This is a genomic window from Bacillus norwichensis (genome assembly GCF_014836955.1).
Lineage (GTDB): Bacteria > Bacillota > Bacilli > Bacillales > Bacillaceae_C > Siminovitchia > Siminovitchia norwichensis.
Map to the genome: position 1 here is coordinate 50,634 of NZ_JACSPV010000018.1, position 22,393 is coordinate 73,026.

The 22,393-nt window shown below is 39.8% G+C and carries 21 protein-coding genes and 1 riboswitch; of the genes, 5 read left to right on the forward strand and 16 right to left on the reverse strand.

Annotation, left to right across the window (positions count from 1 at the left end; all coding sequences use genetic code 11):
• The gene (locus H9631_RS11825; protein ID WP_191813010.1) at positions 1 to 1,203 is read left to right on the forward strand and encodes an MFS transporter; all 1,203 of its coding nucleotides are present in this window, start codon (positions 1 to 3) and stop codon (positions 1,201 to 1,203) included.
• 118 nt (positions 1,204 to 1,321) lie between these two features.
• On the opposite strand, the gene H9631_RS11830 is transcribed toward H9631_RS11825, so the two are convergent.
• Positions 1,322 to 1,915: a DUF3156 family protein gene (locus tag H9631_RS11830; protein WP_191813012.1), complete on the reverse strand. Its 594-nt coding sequence runs from the start codon at positions 1,913 to 1,915 to the stop codon at positions 1,322 to 1,324.
• A 411-nt stretch (positions 1,916 to 2,326) separates the two neighbouring features.
• On the opposite strand from H9631_RS11830, the gene trpB reads away from it, so the two are divergent.
• Positions 2,327 to 3,490, forward strand: a complete 1,164-nt coding sequence (trpB, locus tag H9631_RS11835) for a tryptophan synthase subunit beta (protein WP_191813015.1) — start codon at positions 2,327 to 2,329, stop codon at positions 3,488 to 3,490.
• 254 nt (positions 3,491 to 3,744) lie between these two features.
• On the opposite strand, the gene H9631_RS11840 is transcribed toward trpB, so the two are convergent.
• On the reverse strand, positions 3,745 to 5,343 hold the full coding sequence (locus H9631_RS11840) for an amidohydrolase (RefSeq protein ID WP_191813017.1): 1,599 nt from the start codon (positions 5,341 to 5,343) through the stop codon (positions 3,745 to 3,747).
• A gap of 155 nt (positions 5,344 to 5,498) precedes the next feature.
• A riboswitch (TPP riboswitch) is annotated at positions 5,499 to 5,596 on the forward strand.
• A gap of 65 nt (positions 5,597 to 5,661) precedes the next feature.
• On the opposite strand from H9631_RS11840, the gene thiT reads away from it, so the two are divergent.
• Both thiT and H9631_RS11850 read left to right on the forward strand, forming a co-directional pair.
• Complete coding sequence (gene thiT, locus H9631_RS11845) at positions 5,662 to 6,237, forward strand: energy-coupled thiamine transporter ThiT (protein ID WP_191813019.1); 576 nt, start codon at positions 5,662 to 5,664, stop codon at positions 6,235 to 6,237.
• A gap of 246 nt (positions 6,238 to 6,483) precedes the next feature.
• Positions 6,484 to 7,389 (forward strand): aminoglycoside phosphotransferase family protein, encoded by a 906-nt coding sequence (locus H9631_RS11850; protein ID WP_191813021.1) that lies wholly within the window; start codon positions 6,484 to 6,486, stop codon positions 7,387 to 7,389.
• Positions 7,390 to 7,560: 171 nt separating this feature from the next.
• Here H9631_RS11850 and H9631_RS11855 read toward each other — a convergent pair whose 3' ends face one another.
• From H9631_RS11855 to H9631_RS11900, 10 genes are all read right to left on the reverse strand, one after another.
• Positions 7,561 to 7,965 (reverse strand): disulfide oxidoreductase, encoded by a 405-nt coding sequence (locus H9631_RS11855; RefSeq protein ID WP_318246803.1) that lies wholly within the window; start codon positions 7,963 to 7,965, stop codon positions 7,561 to 7,563.
• The gene (locus H9631_RS11860) at positions 7,955 to 8,605 is read right to left on the reverse strand and encodes a DsbA family protein (protein ID WP_191813023.1); all 651 of its coding nucleotides are present in this window, start codon (positions 8,603 to 8,605) and stop codon (positions 7,955 to 7,957) included. Before H9631_RS11860 ends, H9631_RS11855 begins: the two co-directional genes overlap by 11 nt.
• Before the next feature lie 52 nt (positions 8,606 to 8,657).
• The gene (locus H9631_RS11865; protein WP_191813024.1) at positions 8,658 to 9,506 is read right to left on the reverse strand and encodes a M56 family metallopeptidase; all 849 of its coding nucleotides are present in this window, start codon (positions 9,504 to 9,506) and stop codon (positions 8,658 to 8,660) included.
• 3 nt (positions 9,507 to 9,509) lie between these two features.
• Positions 9,510 to 9,923 carry a BlaI/MecI/CopY family transcriptional regulator gene (locus H9631_RS11870; RefSeq protein WP_191813025.1) on the reverse strand — a complete coding sequence of 138 codons (414 nt, stop codon included), beginning with the start codon at positions 9,921 to 9,923 and terminating at the stop codon, positions 9,510 to 9,512.
• Positions 9,924 to 10,364: 441 nt separating this feature from the next.
• On the reverse strand, positions 10,365 to 10,727 hold the full coding sequence (locus H9631_RS11875; protein ID WP_191813026.1) for a hypothetical protein: 363 nt from the start codon (positions 10,725 to 10,727) through the stop codon (positions 10,365 to 10,367).
• Between the two features lie 54 nt (positions 10,728 to 10,781).
• Positions 10,782 to 11,810, reverse strand: a complete 1,029-nt coding sequence (fni, locus tag H9631_RS11880) for a type 2 isopentenyl-diphosphate Delta-isomerase (protein WP_191813027.1) — start codon at positions 11,808 to 11,810, stop codon at positions 10,782 to 10,784.
• Between the two features lie 244 nt (positions 11,811 to 12,054).
• A complete protein-coding gene (locus H9631_RS11885; RefSeq protein ID WP_191813028.1) occupies positions 12,055 to 12,867 on the reverse strand; it encodes a squalene/phytoene synthase family protein in 813 nt (270 codons plus the stop codon).
• Between the two features lie 610 nt (positions 12,868 to 13,477).
• The gene (locus tag H9631_RS11890; RefSeq protein WP_191813029.1) at positions 13,478 to 14,794 is read right to left on the reverse strand and encodes an MFS transporter; all 1,317 of its coding nucleotides are present in this window, start codon (positions 14,792 to 14,794) and stop codon (positions 13,478 to 13,480) included.
• Between the two features lie 77 nt (positions 14,795 to 14,871).
• Complete coding sequence (locus tag H9631_RS11895) at positions 14,872 to 16,176, reverse strand: ArgE/DapE family deacylase (RefSeq protein WP_191813030.1); 1,305 nt, start codon at positions 16,174 to 16,176, stop codon at positions 14,872 to 14,874.
• 238 nt (positions 16,177 to 16,414) lie between these two features.
• Entirely contained in the window at positions 16,415 to 16,702 is a 288-nt protein-coding gene (locus H9631_RS11900; RefSeq protein WP_191813033.1) for a hypothetical protein, read from the reverse strand.
• A 247-nt stretch (positions 16,703 to 16,949) separates the two neighbouring features.
• Here H9631_RS11900 and H9631_RS11905 point away from each other — a divergent pair, with 247 nt between their 5' ends.
• Entirely contained in the window at positions 16,950 to 18,413 is a 1,464-nt protein-coding gene (locus tag H9631_RS11905; RefSeq protein ID WP_191813035.1) for a sigma-54 interaction domain-containing protein, read from the forward strand.
• Positions 18,414 to 18,874: 461 nt separating this feature from the next.
• On the opposite strand, the gene H9631_RS11910 is transcribed toward H9631_RS11905, so the two are convergent.
• The 4 genes from H9631_RS11910 to H9631_RS11925 all read right to left on the reverse strand — a co-directional run bounded on the left by H9631_RS11910 (position 18,875) and on the right by H9631_RS11925 (position 22,135).
• On the reverse strand, positions 18,875 to 19,207 hold the full coding sequence (locus tag H9631_RS11910; protein WP_191813037.1) for a DUF1093 domain-containing protein: 333 nt from the start codon (positions 19,205 to 19,207) through the stop codon (positions 18,875 to 18,877).
• Between the two features lie 42 nt (positions 19,208 to 19,249).
• Positions 19,250 to 19,390, reverse strand: coding sequence for a DUF418 domain-containing protein (locus H9631_RS22865; protein ID WP_191813038.1), 141 nt, complete (start codon positions 19,388 to 19,390; stop codon positions 19,250 to 19,252).
• A gap of 146 nt (positions 19,391 to 19,536) precedes the next feature.
• Positions 19,537 to 21,384 carry an FtsX-like permease family protein gene (locus tag H9631_RS11920; RefSeq protein WP_191813040.1) on the reverse strand — a complete coding sequence of 616 codons (1,848 nt, stop codon included), beginning with the start codon at positions 21,382 to 21,384 and terminating at the stop codon, positions 19,537 to 19,539.
• Complete coding sequence (locus H9631_RS11925; RefSeq protein WP_191813042.1) at positions 21,374 to 22,135, reverse strand: ABC transporter ATP-binding protein; 762 nt, start codon at positions 22,133 to 22,135, stop codon at positions 21,374 to 21,376. Before H9631_RS11925 ends, H9631_RS11920 begins: the two co-directional genes overlap by 11 nt.
• Positions 22,136 to 22,393 lie beyond the last annotated feature (258 nt).

Consider the following 22,393-nt stretch of genomic DNA (forward strand, 5'->3'; position numbering starts at 1 on the left):
TTGCCGAAATCGCAATCCATTTGGACAAAATCATTCATTAGCTTGTTCTGCACGAATCTTTCTGTTTTTATCGTGTTTTATGGTTTAACGGCGACACTGCCGCTATATGCAACAGGGATTTTAAATAAAACAGATCAAGAAGCTGGTCTGCTCATGTCAATCTTTTTACTTTCCGCTATCATCGTTCGGCCGTTTACCGGAAAGATTTTAGACTTGGTCGGAAAGAGAAAAATGCTTCTGATCAGCCTCGTTTTATATTTGCTTTGCACAGTTCTATATTATTTCGTCAATCCATTCAGCTTGTTACTTGCCTTGCGCTTTTTGCATGGAATTGGATTCAGTATTGCAACCACCGCATGTGGGGCCATTGCAGCAGATATCATTCCGCCTGCACGCCGCGGTACAGGGCTTGGCTATTTTACCATGTCAACGAACCTCGGGGTTGTCCTAGGGCCGCTCATTGCCTTGTCTCTGATCCAAGCCTACTCCTTTGACATGCTGTTCATTATTCTCAGCCTTTTAATGGTAACAGGGTCGCTTTTTTCCTTGATCGTCCCTGCCCATAAGCAGCAGAACGGCGCCAAGGTAAAAAGAGGGATGTCTTTTAACGACTTGTTTGAAAGAAAGGCTGTGCCTGTAGGGTTTCTTGCTTGCCTGACCGGCCTTTCATATGCGAGCATCCTATCCTACTTATCCATTTATGCCCAAGGGAAAGACCTGTTGAGTATGACTAGCAGCTTCTTCTTAGTCTTTGCCGCTGTCATGCTACTTGCAAGACCGTTTACTGGAAGATTGTTTGATCTGAAAGGGCCTCAATATGTCTTGTACCCCGGATTAATTTTATTCATCGTCGGACTGGTTATGCTCGCCTTTACCAATTCGGCTACTACCTTTTTACTCGCGGGAGGTTTCGTTGGACTTGGCTACGGCTCTTTGGTACCAAGTATGCAGACGCTCGCCATCCAATCTGCTCCTATCGAACGAAGTGGCTATGCTACCGCTACCTTTTACACTTTCTTTGATGGTGGAATCGCTTTGGGATCGTATATTTTCGGAATCATTGCTACAGCTAAAGGGTACCAATCAATATACCTGATTTCCAGTGTACTTGTTTGCTGTGTCTTTCTATTGCTCATGGTTTTAAAACCAAATAAACAAGACAAGAAAACAGCGGACGCCGTAAAGAAAGTGGAGAGCTTTTAAGGAACGGACCAAATATAGCCATCCTATGGTTGAGAACAAAATGCAAAGAGACAGCGACCCATTTGAGTCGCTGTCTCTTTTTTAATCAAATAAAGGATACACCAGGCAACCTCACAGTTCAGGTAGTCGGCAGAACGACTTCCTCTGACGGGAGTGATTGCCAGGTACTACCATTCTGACCTTCTAGGGCCTTGCAAGATGCTTTAACAATAGCTAGAATTTTCTCCATGGCTGCATATTCTTCGCCTTTTAACTTTACAAAGTAATGCATGGGAGGAATCATTGTCCAGATAAAGCAACCTGGAAATGGGATCAGATTAACTGTTAATCGTTGGTCACTTATCACAATATTGACCTGTTCAAAATCAACTGTTCGAATAAGGGATTTTAATTCTGTATAATCATTTAAAGTCGAGTTCAGTGACGTAATTTCTTTATTCTTGGATTTCCATTGTTTTTTATAATGATCCCACATAATCTCTTCATCGTCCATATTGATTGGAAAAGAGTAAGAAACCTGTAGTTTATAAATTTTGCTGATCCACGACTTTTGCAACAAATAACGAAACGACCATACATCCTCAGAATGCCTTATTTCATAGTGAAAAGATTTTACTTTCGTTTTTGGCTGTTTTACTTTAAAGTCTTCGACGAGGGCGGAAAAAATCTTTTCTGCTCTTGAAGAAACATTTGCCCCGATGTTTACCTTCAAGAAGGCCTGAACCCCGTTGAATATCGGAAGATATCTAAGATTGGATCTTAACTCAATATGCTGGAACCTGAATCGAAATAACCAGCCTTAACTGGAACGCCCCCTTCCAAATTGCGATTGACAGGGGGTTTTTCTTTATTGATTTTGGTAGTCGCGGCCTCATCCAGCCAAGATTGACACTACCATCAAAAGCAGTCATGAATAGCAATCTTTCGCACGATTCTTCACCCCTATTTCTATTCCTACTCATGTCGGTCCCAAGGCTTAAATTTTGCAAATGGGCAACTTAATAAGAACCAAGAACTGCAAACCACCCTGTCAGAATTTGTTGATTAGGTTTATCTTGAATAAGCACCTGACTGCCTGTTAAACTTGTCATAGATTCATAAAGTAAGGGAGAGTGGAGTAGAGATGAGCATAGTTCAAGAAAAAGGTTATTTTGGCCAGTTCGGAGGCAGTTTTGTACCTCCAGACTTGCAGGAAGTAATGGATCACTTAGATGCACAATTTGAAAAGTATAAAGATGATGAGGAATTCATCCGGGAATACAATTATTATTTAAAAGAATATATAGGCAGGGAAAACCCGTTGACTTTTGCTGAGAGATTAACGAAGGAGCTCGGCGGTGCAAAGATTTATTTGAAACGGGAAGATTTGAACCATACAGGCGCCCATAAAATCAATAATGCTCTCGGTCAAATTTTACTTGCCAAACGCATGGGCTTGAAACGTATTATTGCTGAAACTGGAGCGGGTCAGCATGGTGTTGCTACAGCAACCGCTTGTGCAATGTTTGATATGGATTGCGTCATCTATATGGGAGCTGAAGATACAAAAAGGCAGGCTCTGAACGTATTCCGCATGGAATTACTGGGTGCCAAAGTTGTTGCAGTTGACAAAGGACAAGGGCGTTTGAAGGATGCCGTGGACGAAGCATTAGGTGACCTTGTACAAAACTACAAAGATACTTTTTATTTGCTTGGTTCTGCGGTCGGCCCTCACCCTTACCCAACGATTGTAAAACACTTTCAATCAGTGATTAGTGAAGAGTCCAAGAAACAGATTGTTGAAAAAGAAGGTAAATTGCCTACTGCAGTTGTCGCCTGCACCGGCGGCGGGAGCAATGCGATTGGAGCCTTCGCCCATTATATCGATGAAACTGATGTGCGTTTGATCGGTGTTGAACCAGACCAAGCGCCATCTTTAACAGAAGGCATTCCTGCCGAGCTTCACGGATTTAAATGTCTAGCTCTCATCGACGATGAAGGCAATCCGAAACCAACTTATTCGATTGCAGCCGGTCTAGACTACCCTGGTATTGGTCCTGAACACAGTCATTTGAAGGAATCTGGGCGGGCAGAATACCACACAGTTACAAACGAAGAAGTCCTGGAGGCATTCAAAATACTCTCGAAAAAAGAAGGAATCATTCCAGCACTTGAAAGCGCGCATGCCATAGCATACACATTAAAATTAGCTCCAACACTGAACAAAGATGACATCATCATCGTCAACTTGTCCGGCCGTGGAGACAAAGATGTACAGCAAGTATTTGAGATGGAGAATCATCAATAATAGGATTCCCTATTGCTTGCAGAGAAAGAAGTGACTTTCTCTGCAAGCTTTTTTATTTTGGTCTCCAATACAGATCAAGATTGCATAATTTCAAATAAAAAAGTAAGCAGACGTTGAGATCGGGCTTAGTACCCGTTCTTTACTGATTTTAGTAAAAGTGGACGCTATAATGCGGCCATTTCAAAGGTAGAAGAAATGCCGTGGCTTCCCTAACAGCCTTTTCAGCATTACTGATCAAAAGAAGTTTTCTTCTATCAAACTTTTTTCTGATAGACTTTTTCTCCACCCAAATACGTTTCTTTTACGGCCATGCCGCTAATTTCTGCTTTGTCCACCTGCAAAATATCTTTTTCTAGGACGATGAAGTCGGCATGAAACCCTGGAACAAGCCGGCCAACGAATGGGATTCGGGCAACTTCCTGTGAAGCTTTCGTATATAGTTCAATCGCTGTTTCAATCGAAATGGCCTGTTCCTGCCCGATATCCCACCCATTATATGCCTTCCTGTTCACGGATGCTCCCAGTCCAACAAATGGATTTACTGGATCATCCCATGCTGTCGCTGGTGCATCTGATGAAAATGCCAATTGAATCCCCTTTTCCAAAATGGTTTTAACCGGATAGGCATTCCCGGAGCGCTCTTCCCCTAAATTATTGAGGTAGCTTTCGATTTCAGCAAATAAAAAGATAGGCTGAGTTACAAAGGCAATTCCAGATTCGGCCGCACGCTGTAATGCCCTTACCGTCGGTAGTGAGGCATGTTCAATCCGAACCGAAGGCGCTCCCTCCAGCCAGTCCGCCCTCTTGAAAAAAGTATCTACGACCTGATCAATGGCCTGTTCACCCATCGCATGAACAGCTAGTTGGATACCATATTTTTTCGCCGCTTCTCCTGCTTTGAGCAGTTCCTCTCTGCTGGTTGTGGAAATGCCAGCGTTTTCGTCGTCCCCGATAAACGCCGGATGAACCCAAGCCGTCTGCCCAGAGATGCTCCCGTCCGCAAATAGTTTTATACCAGCAATGTAAACAGCCTGTTCCCTGTCAAAAAGAGCCTGATCATTAAAATCAAGCTGTTGAAACTCGTCCCAATTGTAGTAAAGAGCCGCTCTTTGCTTCATCCCTTTTTTAGCAGCAGCTTTATATATTTCAAAATGATCGATGGGCCTATGATCCGCCATCATCTCAGTAATACCCGTTATTCCCTTCGCAAGAAATGTGTCGCTGTATTCCGCCAAAGCTCCCGCTTTTTCTTCAAGACTTTTCACTGGCATCTTATTTTTCACAAGATCTCCTGCACTCTCACGAAGCACTCCGGTCGGTTCCCCATACTCATCCCGGTCAATTTTTCCACCTGGTGGATCTGGAGTATCCTTGGTTATCCTCGCAATTTCTAATGCCCTGCTGTTCACTGAAAGGATGTGAGTACATGTTCGGGTTAAGACAATTGGAATATTTCGGGTAGCCTGATCCAAATCATGCCTGTTCGGTGTCCTTCCCTCTTCTAGTTTTCCCTCATCATACCCCCATCCTTCTATCCAAGAATCAGGGCTCTGTGCCTCACTTAGCTTCTTCAACGCTTGAACCATGCCCACAATTGAAGTCACACCTGGTGACGTGCAGGCAAGCTGCCTTGATGTTTCAGCAAGCATTAAAGGATGCAAGTGAGCATCAATAAATGCCGGGAGTACTCGACGTCCTTGCAAATTAACTTTTTCCCCCATTACAGAAGGCATATCCTCCTCTTTTCCAATCCAGGAGACTTTTCCCTTACAGATAATCATGGCATCCGCTTCCCTATTTTGCCTATCTGCTGTGAAAATTTTACCGTTTGTAAAAATCCGGGTAAAACTCATAGTTACCCACCTCCATGAATGCACAAAGATTCTATGTTCATCTATTATAACAAAAAGCGATGGCTTCAAATGCGGGCAATCCAAAGCAGTATAACCTACAAATCAAAGTTTGCAATTCTTTCAAAATCCACTACAATATAGATTAGAAATTAAATCGGCGTACCAAGGGGAGCTTTTTGCTGAGAGTGGACTCGTTCCGGACCCTTTGAACCTGTTAGATAATGCTAGCGCAGGGATGGTATATTGACGGCAATGATATTTTCATTGCCTTGTTCCCCTATGGTTACGATCGGTTAACACATCATAGGGGGTTTTTTTATGGTAAGAGGAAAGATGTCATTACGTGCGTTGATTGAGGTGGCAATTTTTGCGGCATTTGCAATGATGCTGGATATGATCCCATCGATCCAAGTTACTCCGGCAATCAAGTTTTCAGTTGCCATGGTACCTATTTTTATCGTTTCACTTCGCTGGGGAATAAAGGCTGGGTTTGCTTCTGGTTTTTTGTGGGGATTACTGCAAATTGTGACAGGGGAGGCTGCGGGACAAATATTAACCCCTCTCCAAGGACTGATTGAGTATTTTATTGCATTCAGTTTTATTGGCGGGGCTGGATTGCTTGCGCCTGCTGTCAAAAATACCTTGCAATCTGAAAGAAAAATCACACTGATCTTGTTATTATTTTCCGCTATATTTATAGGCGGTTTTGCAAGATATATTTGGCACTTCATTGCCGGAATTATTTTCTGGGGTCAATATGCACCTCCGGGGCAATCTGCTTTTCTGTACTCGCTCATAGCAAACGGGACTTCCTGGCTTGCCTCTTCACTCGCTTGCTTCATTGTAATCGCATTGCTTGTCACAACAGCCCCTCGCTTACTGCAAGTTAAATAAAGAAATAATATAGGAGCTTTTCATCCCCCTTAGAGACATTAATCGTAAAAAGTCTTTCAAGGGGGCTCAAAGTTCCAAGTTGATCTTAAACAACTGAAAGAACTCCCATCAACAACAAGCTTTAATGAGCCCGGGCCTTAAAAAAACTCTCAGCACTAGCTGAAATTTTCATTTGAGTTTAATTAAAGTCGGACTTGCAAGCCGGCTTCTTTTAGAGATGTATTTTGGAAATAAGGGAGTGATTAAATGAGTCATTACTTAAAGGATGAGATCTCGTATTTCGACAAGGTTAATTCTATAATTAAGCTAAACAAAGGCTTCTCCGATGATGAGAAGTATGTAATTAATGACCACTATCTTTTAAGAGTTTTTCCTCATGACGAATTAAATAAAAGAAAAGAAGAATTTGAAACTATCAACAAGTTGGGGAAATATTCTAATCTTATACCTAAAGGTTTAGATTTTGGTTCTTTAGAAAAGAGCGATAGGGCTTATATGCTCCTCACGTACCTTCCTGGAATCGATGCAGAAGTTGCCCTGAAGAATTTAACCGAGAAAGAACAGTACTCAGCAGGTTTTTTAGCAGGAAAAGAGCTGAAGAAATTACATAAATTATCAGCACCCTTAGATCATCCATCATGGTTTTCATTGAAGAAGAACAAAAGTGATAAATATTTGACGGAATTAAAGGCAATAAATCTTGATGAAAAGCTAAAGGAATTGCTTGAATCTTACATAAAACACCATGAAAATTTAATGAAAGATCGACCAAACAAGTTTCAACATGATGACTTTCATCCGTCTAATCTTTTAATAAATAATAGAAGCTTTTCTGGCATTATTGACTTTCAAAGAATGGACTGGGGTGATCCGATCCACGATTTACAAAAGCTAGGTTTCTTTTCAAAGCGTGTTAGTATTGATTTTACAAGAGGTATTATTGATGGTTATCATGAAAATCAAAAATTGGATCATTCGTTTTGGGAGTTGTATACATTATACAGTGCTATCCATATTGTTTCAGCTCTTGTGTGGGGTATGAAAAAGGGCAAAAAACAATATGAGCTTCTCCTAGAATATTCTCTTGATGTAATCCGAGATCATCATCAATTTCGGTGTATTGTGCCAGATTGGTACAAACAAAAACAGTAAAACAATCAGCTAATTAATAATAGACAATATCTTTCGATGATAGAAGACTCTTTTATCTACTAAAAAAATCCACTGTTGACCGCGTTTTTTGTGTCAACAGTGGATTTTTTTCATCAATATCTTAACTATGTGCAATCAGTACGTTACCGAAATGATAAAAAGTTATCTATATTATTTTTTCTTCATCATCATGAGCATTGTGATTGTAATGATTGTAAAAGCAGTAAAAGCCAAGAAAGGAATCGTAATAAAACCGATCCAGTTTATATACTGACCAGAGCACGGAATACCGCTTGTACATGTAGCAAATTCATTTAATGAAGGAATTTTTTGCAATGCGTAATGATAGCTGGAAACGATCATACCGATGACCGATATCGGTAACACATACAGGTAAATTTTCTTATCATTACGGTAGAAGGCTATACCCAGAAAAATAACAAGCGGGTACATTAAAATCCGTTGATACCAGCAAAGTGTACAAGGTATAAAACCCATCTGCTCGCTAAAAAATAAACTTCCGCCCATCGCTATGATAGATGTTATCCATGCGAGTAAAAGATTTTTATTTACCACCTGCAGCCGCCTCTTCCACCATTGTGAATAAATCCTCCATGCTCTTGCCATCAAATCTCTCGCCATTGATATAGATGGTAGGAGTAGATGTAATGCCTAAGCTATTGGCGATGCCCAAATCTTTCTTTAAGGCTGCTTGTCCTTTTCCTTTATTATAAGCATTCATGACTTTTTCTGCTTCCTCTGGACTTGCAACCTCCGTTAATACGTCTTCTAAAAATTCATCCGATAAAGTATTCAACTCTCCGGATTCATTCGTTTGTTTCTCGAACAATAAATGATGAAAATCCCAAAACTTTTCATTACCTAGCTCTTGAAAAACTGTTTCAGCAAATTGAGCAGATGTTGTTGAATCAGCACTAATAAATGAATAGTTGATAAAGTAGAACTTTGCTTTCCCCGTTTCAACTAATTGTTCATCAATCATTGGTAAAATACTATCATTGAACTCTTTACAATGCGGACATTTATAGTCTCCAAATTCAACAATATCAACTGGTGCTGTCTCTTCCCCTACAAACGGCTGACCCTCATAATCAATGTTGCCGGCCGTCTCTTCTTTTTGAACATCTTTTAATACAATAATCCCTATAATACAAATCGCCAATATACCAATAAACCAAAATATTTTCTTTGACATGTCCACACTCCTAATTTCAAACTACGACACGTAGTGTATTGGGTAAAAAAATTTACGCAAGTGCGTAAATAAAAAGTCCGCAAATGAGACTGAAAATGAACAACGAAATTAATGTTATTTTGAACGGAAGCTGCAACTGCACTTCCTTTAATGGATTCAGGATATATTCAATTCGATGATTTAACGATGTATTTGCGAATGAAACATAAGTAAAAGGCATCTTTTCCTGCTTGCCTATTTTTAACATTTTCAACAGAGCGTTGCCCAGGTTTACATATGTCTCTTGCTGTTTAATAGCAAAATCATCTGCGAGTATTTCCTGAATGACGCTGTATTTATGATGAAACCACTTCTGAATGGGAATGTACCACATAATTGATGAACTAAGTGAAAGTAAAAAGATTTTTAAAGGATCACGATGTTCTTTATGATACATCTCATGAGAAATCACTGCTCGCAACTCATCGTGATTTAAAAGATTGATTAAACCAGTGGTGACGATGATTTTAGGGCTTACAAATCCCATCGTAAACGCCATAGGATTGGGATGTGAGAGAACCAACAGCTCTTCTTGTCCAATTCCGAATACACGACTCATCTCGCTCGTGAGTTTTTCATCTTTGTATTCCTGAAATCTTTTTTTCATTCTGGTCGTTTGAATCAATTGCGAACCTATTTTCCATAATGAAAATAGGAGCGTATAAATGACCAGTCCATCAAGTGCGTATTCAAGAAATGACAGTCCAAACGCTTTTAACCAACTGTGGCATACGGCAACGAGGTTAAACTTCACATTCCAGCCTGCCAGCATTGAGATTACATATAACCCCATTTGAAATAAAATTATACCTGAAATGGCAAAGGATACGACAAGCATAAGAGAGGATTGACGTTTAGACATATGTTACATACCCTTTTTCAATTCTATAATTTTGTGCTCAAGCTTAGCAACAAGATCATCGTCAGCTTCTTCAAGTGCATCCAGCATATGACTCACAACGACATTTCCAAATTCATCCATAAGCTCGTTCGTCATTTCCTTTGACTGAGTATTTAAAAACTCCAGTCTTGATTGAACAGGCCTATAAACATATGATCTACCTTCTGTCCTCTTTTGAAGAACGCCCTTTTCAACTAATCGATTCATAACAGTCATCACTGTGTTGAAATTCATCGGTTTTTCCCGTTCAAGAGCTTGCTGAACATCTTTAATAGTCATTTCATCATGACACCATAAGATGTCCATAATTTTTGCCTCGAGAGGTCCAAAAAAACGGTTCAATCCACTTTCGTTTATTTTAAACTTCCAGATTTTCAAGATTGCCCCTCCCCACATTACTCATTGTAGTGTTATGAAGAATGCCCGTCAATAAAAATCAATTTACAAATTTATGTTAAACATGCTTAAAAAACCACTAGATTATGTGGTTTATTTCACATTTATTCCCAACCAATTTGATATACCCTTTTCAGATGAACATCATATACAAGTAACTGAGATATCATAGCGGCAAATTCTAATTCTCCAAAACACTACTGCCTGTCAGCTTGAACGAAAGAGTAACGCTCAACCTGAAACGCTGTTCCTTTGAATGACGCATGTCACATATGATAACGTTATATCTCCAAGCTAAGAATTTACCAGAACCAAGAAAGGGAAAAACTGAAACGGATTCGAATATAAACTGATATATATGATCTGTTATCTCTACATTCTGCCACCGTTCCCTGTTTCTTCTGCATCTAATTCTTCTATTACTTAATCCTGCTTCGGAATCCATTGACTCAGCTGCTGTTCGATGCGGTCTAGCGTTTCCTTTTCTTCCGATGATATACTCTCGCATGATAGACGGCGATAAGCTAATCGGTGTTGTTTATATCTCCGTTCGACATATTGAATTACTTCATCGCCCGCCTCCTCAAGTGAAATCATCGTTGTCCCATCAATAAATCGGGCAAAGACCAATACATCTTCACCATCCAACGAAACAGTGAGAAAAGGAACATAAACCTCTTCAAAGCCCAGCGATAAGTCTTCTTCAGATACCGTATAGATATTCGAAGAAAGATCTGTTACTGGCTCAAATTCCTGTTTCTTTTTGTTTCGTTTTTTCCAAAACATTCACATCACCTGTTTCCTCATTTGTACAAAACAATGAATAGCTTCTTACCATTATCATCGTTCCTTCAGACGCGGTGTCCCCTTTAATTCTAAAATTGTCTGCGCCCCGATTCCGAACATCGCCATCCGAAGTTCCATTTCCCGAATCTTCATTACTTCAAGGACATCTTCCGGGCTCTGGGTTGCTTCTTGCAGTATCGACCGTCCGAATCCAACTAGGTCAGCACCCAACGCAATGGTCTTGGCCCCGTCCAGCCCCGTCTGCATCCCGCCGCTGGCAATCAGCGGACAGCTCCCAATCTCCCCTTGGACTAATCTGATCGATTCCGCTGTCGGAATACCCCATTCGCTGAAGCTTTGCGCGGCAACCCGCCGGATCGGATCTTTAGCGCGGAACTTTTCCACCTGGCTCCAGGAAGTGCCTCCAGCTCCGGCTACATCGATAAACGCAACGCCGGCCTCACTTAACTTTTTGGCTATCTGACCATCAATTCCCCATCCGACTTCCTTAACCCCGACCGGAACCTCCAGCGTGCTGCACAGTTGTTCAATCTTCTTTAATAATCCTTTAAAATTCGTATCTCCCTTTTCCTGAATCACTTCCTGGATGCTGTTCAAATGAAGTACAAGCATATCCGCCTCGGTTATCTCAATAATTTTCCTGCATTGCTCGACACCGTATCCGTAATTTAATTGAACAGCGCCTAAGTTTGCAATGATCGGGACACTCGGTGCGTATTTCCTCATCAGGAAAGAGGAGGAATGTCCTTCGCTGTCAAGCAGCGCACGGGTGGATCCGAGCGCAAGCGCCCAACCCCTTTCTTCAGCCCCTGTTGCCAGGTTCCGATTAATCGTCTCGGCGAGGGCCGTCCCGCCCGTCATGGAACTGATGAGAAACGGCGTTTTGCAATCAAAACCGAGAAATTTGGTTTCAATAGAAATTTCGTCAAAATCAATTTCAGGGAGCGCATTGTGGATGAACGTAAGCGACTCCAATCCTGTAGAAATTGACTCTCCAGTAACCTTTTCGTTCAACGTAATTTGAATATGTTCAGATTTTCTTTGCTCGATTGAGTTGGCCAACGCCAACACCTGCCTTTACCATCAAGATTCTATCAAATGCACCTTGGCGTATTTGCGCCCAGATTTTATCGAGTTCTGTTCGATAAGAATCCTCAGAAAATCTGTGGCATCCGCCGGAGGCTTTAACTTTATTCAGCCGGGGTTTGTACCCTGCTGAATGAAGTTATAGATTTCGCCACAAGTCCATGTTGAAGTCAGAAGCTGCAAATAGAAAAGTATCCTTTCTACACCAGCTAACATGGAGCTAATCGATTTGAACTTCTTCCACCGTTTGTTCTACTTCTGCACGCGTTATTTTTTCGCGTCCCTCTTTCATCGCTTTTAACGTTTTGTGAGCTAAAGCAAGCGGTAGACGGCAGAATAATAGAATGCTTTTCTTTTTGATGGACTTCATATATTCATCTGCTTTTCCTAGGTTTTCATCTGCATATTCGAATAGATCGGCACGAGTCCACCCATCGGGTACAAAGCTAACACCACGTTCGACCAAGTCTTCCTTCTCGTTCCGCAAAATGTTTACGACCTGAAGTCCCCGCCCATAACCGATGGCAAGTTCCCGATCTGTTTTTTCTTCGCCATAGTGCTCCCAAAGGTCCGAAAGCATGACTCCAACCAGTCCTGCAACATAATATGTATAGTCATCCAGATCTTCGCGAGTGTGGATATTCCAATTCGCTTTTGCCCATTTTGCCATACCATATGACATTTCACGAGCAGCGTTCGTAACTATCGGCAGGGCATCATTTGGACAAGCCTGCAGCCACTCTTCTAAACGAAGTGTCACTTCGGGCATTCGAACTTCTGTCTGTCCAAGTATTCTTAAATATTCTTCGTTATCAAATGGTTGTTTAAATAATTCGCTTACTTGCATTAAGATCGTATATTTTACATCACTGTCCAATTCTTCATGATCCTCAATTTCATCAATTGCTCGAAATACTAAATAAGCGACTGCAACCGAATACTTTAACTCTTTCTGTAAAAACGTTATCGGAATGTAAAATGTACGACTCGTCTCTTTTAACATACGCATTGCATCTTTAGGAAACGCACTCATCCTTCTTCCGTACCTCCCTATTTAAATCTGACTAACATCATCGTAACTCAATTTTTTAAAAAATACACTAAAACTTACAAAAGCAACGGAGCATTAGATAAGTTAAGATTTCTTATATTCACCGTTCCCTAATCTGGCGTCATATCTATGCCTCTCTCATACAAGGATAAAAGGATATAATAAACCACTCTCTGTCAGAGGAGTTCACTAACCATTTTTCACCAAAAACGGCTATCCCGTCATCAATGAGCTAGGATGTAAACGTTGATATATCAATATTTTTACAAATATTAACGTTTTGAGAAATACGTTTACAGTTTTCACATATAATAAGGCCTTTCTGAAATCGTATCAGAAAGGCCTTGTTTTGGAAAAGTTATTTACATTTAACTCCCGAATCAAATTCGCCTTGGAGTATTTTTGCCCAGACTTTATCGAGCTCCGCTCAATCAATCCCCTCTGAAAATCTGTGGTATCTGCCGAAGGCTTTAAGTTTATTCAGGGTTTTGAACCCCCACTAAATGGAAGACCAAGACGCATTCATCTCACTATTTACAGAAGTAGGAGACTTTTGCTGAATGAAGTTAACCCATGACCAAGTGCTGCTTCATTAGCCAGCCATATCCATGTCCATATTTTCAGTTGATTTTCTTAACATCACAACAGCAAAAATAGAAATAAGACAAGCAAGAACAAGATAAATGCTGATAGGTACAGTACTATTAAAGGTATTTAATAAATACACACATAGTAACGGAGAAACCCCTTGAACAGCAGCTGAAATTTGATATCCTAGCGAGGTTCCGCTATACCGAAGCTCGGCAGGGAAGCACTCTGCAATTAATGTAGCCAAAGGACCATACACAGTTCCGGCACCGACAATAGAAAAGCACATTGCCAGAACAACCAGTACTGTTGCTTTTGTATCAAAAAGCCAGAAGAATGGGAAGGCAACCAATATAGTCAATAAGCTTCCAACATAAAATACGATTTGTCTATTAAACTTGTCCGATAGATGTGCCGCGTAAAGAATTACAATGATCTCGACTATCGCTACTAACAAAATTGTATTCGTCAGAAACTGTTTATCCATTTGCAATTTTTCTGTCCCATAGCTTATCGAAAAAGTAGTGAAAACATAGAAAGGAACCCCTTGTGCTAAGCTGGCTAAGACGACAAAAAATATTGTTTTAGGATATTTTTTCAATACCTCTACAACTGGTTTTTTTGCTAGACGATTTTCTTTCTTCATTTTTGTAAATTGGGGAGAATCCGCTACCCCACGACGAATAATGAAACCTATAATAACAAGTATGATACTAATGAGAAAAGGAATCCTCCATCCCCAAGTATAAAAATGATCTCCAGTCAAATAGATAGTAAGGGAAATAACACCTGAAGATAAGAGTAAGGCAATAGGCGAAGCTATTTGCGTCATGCTTCCCATTAACCCCCTGCTTTTCTTGGCACTCCATTCAACAGAGAGTACAACCGATCCTCCCCATTCGCCTCCGGCACCGAAGCCTTGGCAAAAACGGAAAAACACTAACAGAATTGTGACAATAATACCCGCATTTTCGTATGTGGGTAATAATCCGATGAGTGTACTGCTGATTCCCATTAACAGAAGAGTCGTTACTAAAGTGGCTTTACGCCCAATTCGATCTCCAAAGTTACCAAAAAAGGCAGCCCCAAGCGGACGGGCAAGGAATCCTATAAATAATGCTGTGAATGATTGTAGTAACCCTATGTATGGGTCTGACCCCGGAAAAAATAGTTTTGGAAAAACCAAAGCAGACATCGTTCCATAAATAAAGAAGTCATACCATTCAATGGTCGTTCCAACAACACTGGCAAGCCCAGCTTTTCGCGCCTGTTTGCTGCGCTGTTCTTCAGTTAAATTATCATGGTTCATTATATTTGACATTTTTTCTCACCATCTCTTTGATTAAATTCTCTTAGTACTGAGATAAGTCCTAGCCGATCTATGGCATGGACTTCACTCTATCTTTCCACTATGTCCCCCTCCATTATTTGGCCGCTATAGCCACACCACTTAAGTAGAAATGCTGCGTATGTTTTGGTCACCCTTTTGACACTCTCAAGGTCAACCCATTCATTTGGAGCATGAAGTGCCCCTCCTGTTGGACCATAACAAGTGGCAGGTATTCCGTAGTACAGGTTATAAAACCTTGCATCTGTTGTTGCTGTGAATGAAAAGAATTCCAGAGGTTTCTCTTCGGTAATCATATGTGCATCGTTTAAAATATCAAATAATTCCTGATTCGGATCAATTGAAAACCCTTCCGCATGAAAGCCGTAAAATGAAACTTCCGGCGGATTTTCGCTTAACCATTCATCCTTTTGTGCAGCGGCTAGTAAATATGCCTTGAGATCATTCTTAAGATCTTGCGGTTTAACCCCTGGTGGAAACCCGACTCTAGCTTCAATAATACATTCGGACGGAACGGTTGACGGCCAATCTCCTGAATGAATTTTTCCGATATTGATGTTATACGGATGGGAGTGATCAGTGAAGTTCTTATGTTTTTCTTGGCTGTTCAATGCTTTTTCAAAGTCCAAAAGGGCATTGATCATTTTATAGCCTTCAATGATTGAGTTTACAGCTTTGTCAGCCCTTTCAGTATGTGCGCCCAAGCCCTTGACTTTAACTCTGACCCAGATTACACCGACCTGAGCGATGAGCCCTTTTTGTCCAAGTGGTTCAGGAATTAAGGCTGCATCTGCTTTGACTCCTTCTTCTATCGCTGCAAGCGCTCCATTCCCCGTGCATTCTTCCTCCGTTACTGTTTTAATCGTGACATCTGATGACAACTTGATTCCCGCATCGCGCACTGCTTTTAGTGCAAAGATCATAGCTGCTACACCTGACTTCATATCGGCTGTACCACGGCCATACATTTTATTACCAACGATTTCAGCACCCCAAGGATCATACTTCCAAAATGAAACAGGTTCCGGGCTTACAACATCTATATGTCCCTGAAAGATCACACTTTTGCCTTTTTCCTTGCCTTCAGAACGATATTCACCGATGACAACTGGCCTTTCATCATACGACCAATCGCTTTCTGAATAACCAGGATGCGTAGATAGCTTTTTTGGATCAGGAATTACTTTTGATACAGCCAATCCCACTTCATTTTCCAAAAAGTCAGCAATAAAGTGTTGGACTGGTGCTTCGTTGCCAAGAGTTGATGGAAATTGGCAAATTTTTTGTAAAAACTGGACTTCCTCCTCCCATGATGCGTCTACCTGTTTGAATACACTTTCTAAGTCTGTTTTCATAACGCTTCACTTCCCCTTACCATTTAATCTGCTTTTAAGCTTTGAACCAGTTCGAGATAACTGTACATCTCATATTATCAGCAGATCCTTTATATCTAGCTTTCTCTCATTCATCTAAAAAACGTACATAATCCCTATCCTTAATATTTAATGTTTGTTGGAATCGAATGGGCTACAGCTTTAGATTCGAGCATAATTTCAATGAATTCTCCATTTCTGCGCACCCTTCTCCTAACCGTCATATTTCCCGCATTTCATTGCTATCAAAATAGGAACCGATTACAATAGGAGGAGTTTGGAGACGTAGTCCACACCTTTTCCTTACATCATCGCTACTAACGCCCAAATGGCCGTCCCTCACCTGATCTCCCACACCTAGCTCCAACCTACCCCGGCCTTCAGTTGGAATCGTACCATCATCAGCCCTACTTTCTATGGTAGATAGCAACCACCCTTTATCAACCTGATATAACTGTTCTTTTATGTTTGAATTGATGGAACTATTCTCCAGTTTTTCGTTTTTCATCGTACGTCACCTCCCAATGGTTTAACATTGCAAGATGTGTGCCAAATAAAAACTTATGTTTAATAGCTAATCTGAGGGTTTAACGCTTATTTCTCAAATATTAATTGAAAATCTCGCAGTAAAAAGGTAAAATTTCAAAAAAACAACTCATCCGATTCGTTATCAACTCACTAGTTTTATCGAATATATATCTTTTGAGTGTCGTCGAATCGAAATAGACTCGGTTATAAGAGTGGAGGGAAAAGATTTGGAGAAATTGTTCGAACTAAGCCATCAATACCCAGCACTATTTCTTGATATTTTGGAATCTATTAAAGATGCAATCTTTATTTCAGATCATGTAGGAACAACGCTTTGGTTGAATTCCGCAAGTGAAACGATGTGCGGGATTCCTAAAAATAAAATTACTGGTAGAAACGTAAGAGATTTGGAAAAAGAAGGTCTATTCAAACCATCCGTATTGCGTATGGTTCTTGAAGAGGGTAGAAACGTGAGTACTGTACAAACAGTGGGTGAAGGGAGGAAATACATTGCAACTGGACATTTAGTAAAAAACAAAGAAGGCCAAGTAATTGCCGCTGTTGCCCATTTACGCGATATTACAGACGCAGTAAGAAACACATCCAAACTTCGTGAAATTGAAGAATTATTGGAAGAGTATAGTGTCCAAATAAGAAAGCTGGCAAAGATGCAAACAAATAGAGATGGTTTGGAAAATGTCAATTTGGGTGGAAAAAGCAATAGCCGCATAATAGCTAAAAAAATTATTGAAAAAATCGCCGCTGTAGATACAACAGCCTTAATCGTGGGTGAGACAGGTACAGGTAAAAGCCTTGCGGCGGAAAAGATTCATTTGTTAAGCAAGCGAAGAAACGGGCCTTTTGTACAGATTAATTGCGCTTCCCTACCTGACTCTCTTTTGGAGTCCGAATTATTCGGGTATGAAAAAGGGGCATTTACGGGGGCAACTTCAAAAGGAAAATCAGGATTAATTAAAGCTGCTGAAACTGGCACCCTGTTTTTGGATGAGATAGGAGAATTGCCATTACATCTACAAACAAAGATTTTACATTTTATTCAAAAAAAATCATATATGGCCATCGGTGCAAGAGAGCCAAGACACGCGGATGTACGGATTATTGCAGCAACTAACAGGGATCTAGAACAAATGGTTGCAGACGGTACGTTCCGGTCAGATTTGTTTTATCGAATGAATATATTGACGGTGAATATGCCTACTTTACGTGAAAGCCGTGACGATATTGAGAATTTGGCTATTGATTTCTTAAATATATTTAATGAGAAATATAATACAAACAAACGCTTCTCAAATGGTGTTTTAAAAAATTTCATTCATTATTCCTGGCCGGGAAATGTACGTGAGTTAGAAAATTTAATAGAACGTCTAGTGATTTTGTCAGAAGATGAATTTATTGAAGAAAAAGACCTGCCCCAAAAAATGATGGAGCAACACAGTATTCCCAACTCAACGTATAATTCAAATCACACAACAATGCCAGAGATATTAGAAGAAATAGAGAAAAAAATGATTATCGATGCCATTGAAAAAGAAAACTCGACAAGAAAAGCGGCTAACTTTTTGGGTGTTACGCAGTCATTGCTCATGAGGAGAATACGAAAGTATAATATCAAGCTGGTGGTTGAAGAGAGTAAAACCTTTGTAAAACAGCATCACGAGGAATCAGAATAGGATATCGGGGAATGCCCTTTATATGGCGAATGTAAACTTAACTTCTTCAGACAGATTTGGTTTTACTCATAAATACTCGCTTTTTTAAACCACTTGAAAGAACAAAGACGGATGAATGGAATGGCTGTGTAAGTGGGAGAGCGTGCGGCTCTTGCTCCGTAGTTTAGTTTTAATTGGTAAAATAAATTTTAGGAAAGTGACCAAAATAGGAACATTCCCTGTTAAAAATGTGTATTTACACATTAAAGAACTGGAAATGGCGGAGCAACTGGGCCATGGTCAGGAATCAGTTGCTCCTTCATGATGAGCTGAAAGATAGGGTTTTAAAATACCTTGAGTAAAGTGTACTTACACACTTTATTTGCAAACCCCTATACCCAGCATAGAGAAGGATTTCTCCCTTTCTGTGCTGGATACAGCATCATTTTAAATCCCTTAGGATTCGTCTTTGAATCTAGTTTTTATAGATGTAATTTCTCTTTGATCTCATCAGACAAATCATCCGCTTCTACCACCTCAGGATCTCCGGTATACCCTTCGACACTTCTAGGCACTCGTAAGACCGTTCCTATTTCATATGGTTCTTCAACATAAAAATATACAACCTTTTTATTCCCTTTTTCATCGATTCCTTCTACGTTGTAAACATATTGCCCCTCATTATTAGTTTCTTCTGGCTCTTCATCGATTTGTACATAATAATCGTTTTCAAGTATCACCTCTTTTTTACCGCAACCAACTAACATAAAGGCTGCCAGACAACTCAATATGGCGAATGCTTTCATTACTTTCATGTTACTCCTCCTTCGTATTTATAAGTTTCTTTTCTTTTCTTTTCAGCAGCTTTTTTTGTAGTGCTGGGGCATTTCTCCATATATGCCGATACGCCATATTAATTCGATCGGCCTCTTCTTAAACCGCTTAAGCCAGATGCTGCTGAAAACCATTTGCAGAATTAATATTCTTATAGCAATCAAGATTAAAGTTGTTTAATGAACATGATTGTTCAAGTTGAATATGGAAGCAATGGATATGATCAAGAAAGTCTGCATTATCTATCCAACAGTCTAAAAAACAGGATGGGAAGAGGATGTTAAGAACCCTCTTTCAGTTGTTGTACGTATTAATTGACTAATTTATTTAAATAGCTCCGTCGGATGATGAAAAAACTTATAACAAACAAAAGTAAAAATACTCCTACTCCGATCGCTGTCATTTGATAGAAGGTTGATGAGATATAGCTATGCATACCTAGCATCGCTACAAATAAGACAATAGCTGCGATGGTAAACGGGACGAAAATTAAAGCCGCCAGCTCCTTCGTTACAATAGAAGAAAGTTCTTTTATAGAAAGGCCGATTTTTCGAATTCCTACATATTTTTCCTTTTCTCCTGCAAGTGACGTTTGCAAATAGAAATAAAGAATACTCATTGCTGCGCTCATAAAGATCAAACTCAACATAAATCCAATGAAAAACATGATACTCTTCACAAATTTTTCCGCATCATATAAATCAATTTTAGAAGCTGTTAAGTAAAGATCAGGCTCCGTTTGAACCCGTGATAAAATGGTTTCAGCTAATTCTACCTTGTCCGTCCACTGATCTACCTCATAGGCAAACACTTTATAAACGGGATAATCAATTGTTTCGTATACTTCATCTGGAACAATAAAATACGCCTTTCGTAAACCCGCCGATAAAATATTCTTTTCTTCCAGACCGGCATAATGAAGCTCACCAAACGGGTATTTATGAATGGCTTCAGTATCTGGATGCACACCTTCATTACCGGCTGCAACATAATACTCGTTGTCCTTAAGGCCAATCGGCTCATGCCAACCAAGTGCATTATAATTCGAAACGGACATAAAGCCAATCCAGTGCTCATCATCAGCTTTGAAAGCTGAATAATCAGCAGTATATTTTCCTTCTTTGTCTAATGTACCTTCAATAAACGCTATATCTTCCTTCTCGGCCTCCGGTGTGTTTTTAGGAAGGGAAACATATTGGAAGCTGTAAGGATATGCGGCCTCAGCATTTTTCTTCACATTATAGTAGGAGCTGTATAAAACGCTTGTACATACAAAAACACCAAGCAATAAAATCGTTAAAAGGTACATAATATGCGCATGGGAACGTCCTTTTGCCTTTAAATTGGACACAAACAGCATATTCGTTTTTTGAAAATATGATGATTTTCTCTGCAATAGATGAATGGCCAACAGCACACCTTGAGTAACTACGAAATAAAGGGTTAATAATAGGCTGACAAATAGAGCCGTATATCCAAGTGTTTGAAAAGGCGCTATCCAACTCATTTCCTTGATGATTGACACGAATAAAAAGGCACTGACAATCGTGGATAGCACTAGTTTCAATGGAGCTGATGTAATGAGCTTTTCCTGTATCACATCTGATTTTAAGAGCTGTACGATTTCTTCTCTTTTAATAAAGCGTGTCATCCATTTGGATACGACAATAAATAAAATAACAAATAAAACAATCGTTAACATGATGGCTTGCAAGGGTACATACATACCAAAGCTATCCGCACGTAATATTTTTTTAGCCACCATTAAAAATAACGGTGCGATGATCAGTCCGAGTGCAATCGCTGTGATAATGGCTGCCCCGGCAACAAGCATATTTTCTCTAAATACCATTTTGCGAATTTGCTTTAGGGAAGCACCTGTCATCATAAATACGCCAAGTGTTTTAGTCTTCTTCTTTAAAAAAGCAAATAGTGAATAAATGATAAAGACAAACGAGAAAATATAAATAAAGAAGCTGGCAAGCATCATTGTTATTCCCAGTGTGCTTGTGGTATCAATTTCTGACATCATCGGATGGAAGGCTGTTGTTGAAAAAAGGAAAAAGATGAGAATCGAGAACACACTGCTTAAAAAGTAAGAAATATACGTCGATTTATCTCGTAAAATATTTTGAACGACAATATGATTAAAACTCATGTCGACCACCGCCTAAAAATGTGAGAGTATCCATAATTTCTTGGTAAAATTGCTGTTTGATTTCACCTCGGTGTATCTCATTAAAAAGCACTCCGTCTTTTATAAAGATGACTCGCTGCGCAAAACTGGCAACATACGCATCATGTGTCACCATTAATATGGCTGTGTTAAAAGACTCGTTAATAGATTCAAACAGCCCCATTACACTATTGACCGCTTTTGAATCCAGATTTCCAGTTGGCTCGTCCGCTAATAATAAACTAGGTTCATGAATAACCGCTCTTGCAATCGCCACGCGTTGCTTCTGCCCACCTGAAATTTCAAATGTACGCTTTTGTAAAATCTCTCCGATCCCTAGAAAATCGACAACTGTGGTTAAACGCTCTCTCATTTCTTTCTCATCTATGGAATCAAGTGTCAGCGGCAATAAAATATTCTCTTCAATTGTTAATGTATGAACCAAGTTAAAATCTTGAAAAACAAAACCAAGTTCTGATCGTCTGAATTTCGCCAGTTCATCATCATTTAACTCATATGGGTTTTTAGAATTAATCGTAATGACGCCATTAGTAGGCTGATCAATTGTGGAAATACAATTAAGAAATGTTGTTTTTCCACTGCCAGATGGCCCCATTACAGCAACAAATTCATTTTCCTTTAAATGAAAGTCGATCCCCTTTAATGCCTTATATGTGATTTCTCCTGTATATTCCTTTTGAAGTTGCTTTACGTTTAAAATTGTATTTGCCATGTGCGACCCACTCCTTTGTTTCTTTCGCTGATTTTAGTATAACCGCCCTCTCCTGCTCCCAAAAATCTTTGAACATGACAGCAAGATGACAAAATTGTCATCTCCAAGTAGCTGCTTTCATTAGCACTTGCCAAAGAAGTAAAGGGGATCTATCAAATGCGCCCGGATTTTGTCAGGCCCCGCTCGATAAATTTTGTATGAAAATTATTTCCGCTAGAAAGCAATACTTAAGTAAGCCCTCTATTCCTATTTTTTAAA

Excerpts from the sequence above, each read along its gene's own strand:
- H9631_RS11890 (WP_191813029.1), bottom strand. The coding sequence starts at position 14,794 with ATGTCAAATATAATGAACCATGATAATTTAACTGAAGAACAGCGCAGC.
- H9631_RS11860 (WP_191813023.1), bottom strand. The coding sequence starts at position 8,605 with ATGTCAAAGAAAATATTTTGGTTTATTGGTATATTGGCGATTTGTATT.
- H9631_RS11850 (WP_191813021.1), top strand. The coding sequence starts at position 6,484 with ATGAGTCATTACTTAAAGGATGAGATCTCGTATTTCGACAAGGTTAAT.
- H9631_RS11875 (WP_191813026.1), bottom strand. The coding sequence starts at position 10,727 with ATGTTTTGGAAAAAACGAAACAAAAAGAAACAGGAATTTGAGCCAGTA.
- H9631_RS11910 (WP_191813037.1), bottom strand. The coding sequence starts at position 19,207 with ATGAAAGTAATGAAAGCATTCGCCATATTGAGTTGTCTGGCAGCCTTT.
- H9631_RS11925 (WP_191813042.1), bottom strand. The coding sequence starts at position 22,135 with ATGGCAAATACAATTTTAAACGTAAAGCAACTTCAAAAGGAATATACA.
- H9631_RS11885 (WP_191813028.1), bottom strand. The coding sequence starts at position 12,867 with ATGAGTGCGTTTCCTAAAGATGCAATGCGTATGTTAAAAGAGACGAGT.
- H9631_RS11840 (WP_191813017.1), bottom strand. The coding sequence starts at position 5,343 with ATGAGTTTTACCCGGATTTTTACAAACGGTAAAATTTTCACAGCAGAT.
- H9631_RS11895 (WP_191813030.1), bottom strand. The coding sequence starts at position 16,176 with ATGAAAACAGACTTAGAAAGTGTATTCAAACAGGTAGACGCATCATGG.
- H9631_RS11865 (WP_191813024.1), bottom strand. The coding sequence starts at position 9,506 with ATGTCTAAACGTCAATCCTCTCTTATGCTTGTCGTATCCTTTGCCATT.
- H9631_RS11920 (WP_191813040.1), bottom strand. The coding sequence starts at position 21,384 with ATGAGTTTTAATCATATTGTCGTTCAAAATATTTTACGAGATAAATCG.
- thiT (WP_191813019.1), top strand. The coding sequence starts at position 5,662 with ATGGTAAGAGGAAAGATGTCATTACGTGCGTTGATTGAGGTGGCAATT.
- trpB (WP_191813015.1), top strand. The coding sequence starts at position 2,327 with ATGAGCATAGTTCAAGAAAAAGGTTATTTTGGCCAGTTCGGAGGCAGT.
- H9631_RS11900 (WP_191813033.1), bottom strand. The coding sequence starts at position 16,702 with ATGAAAAACGAAAAACTGGAGAATAGTTCCATCAATTCAAACATAAAA.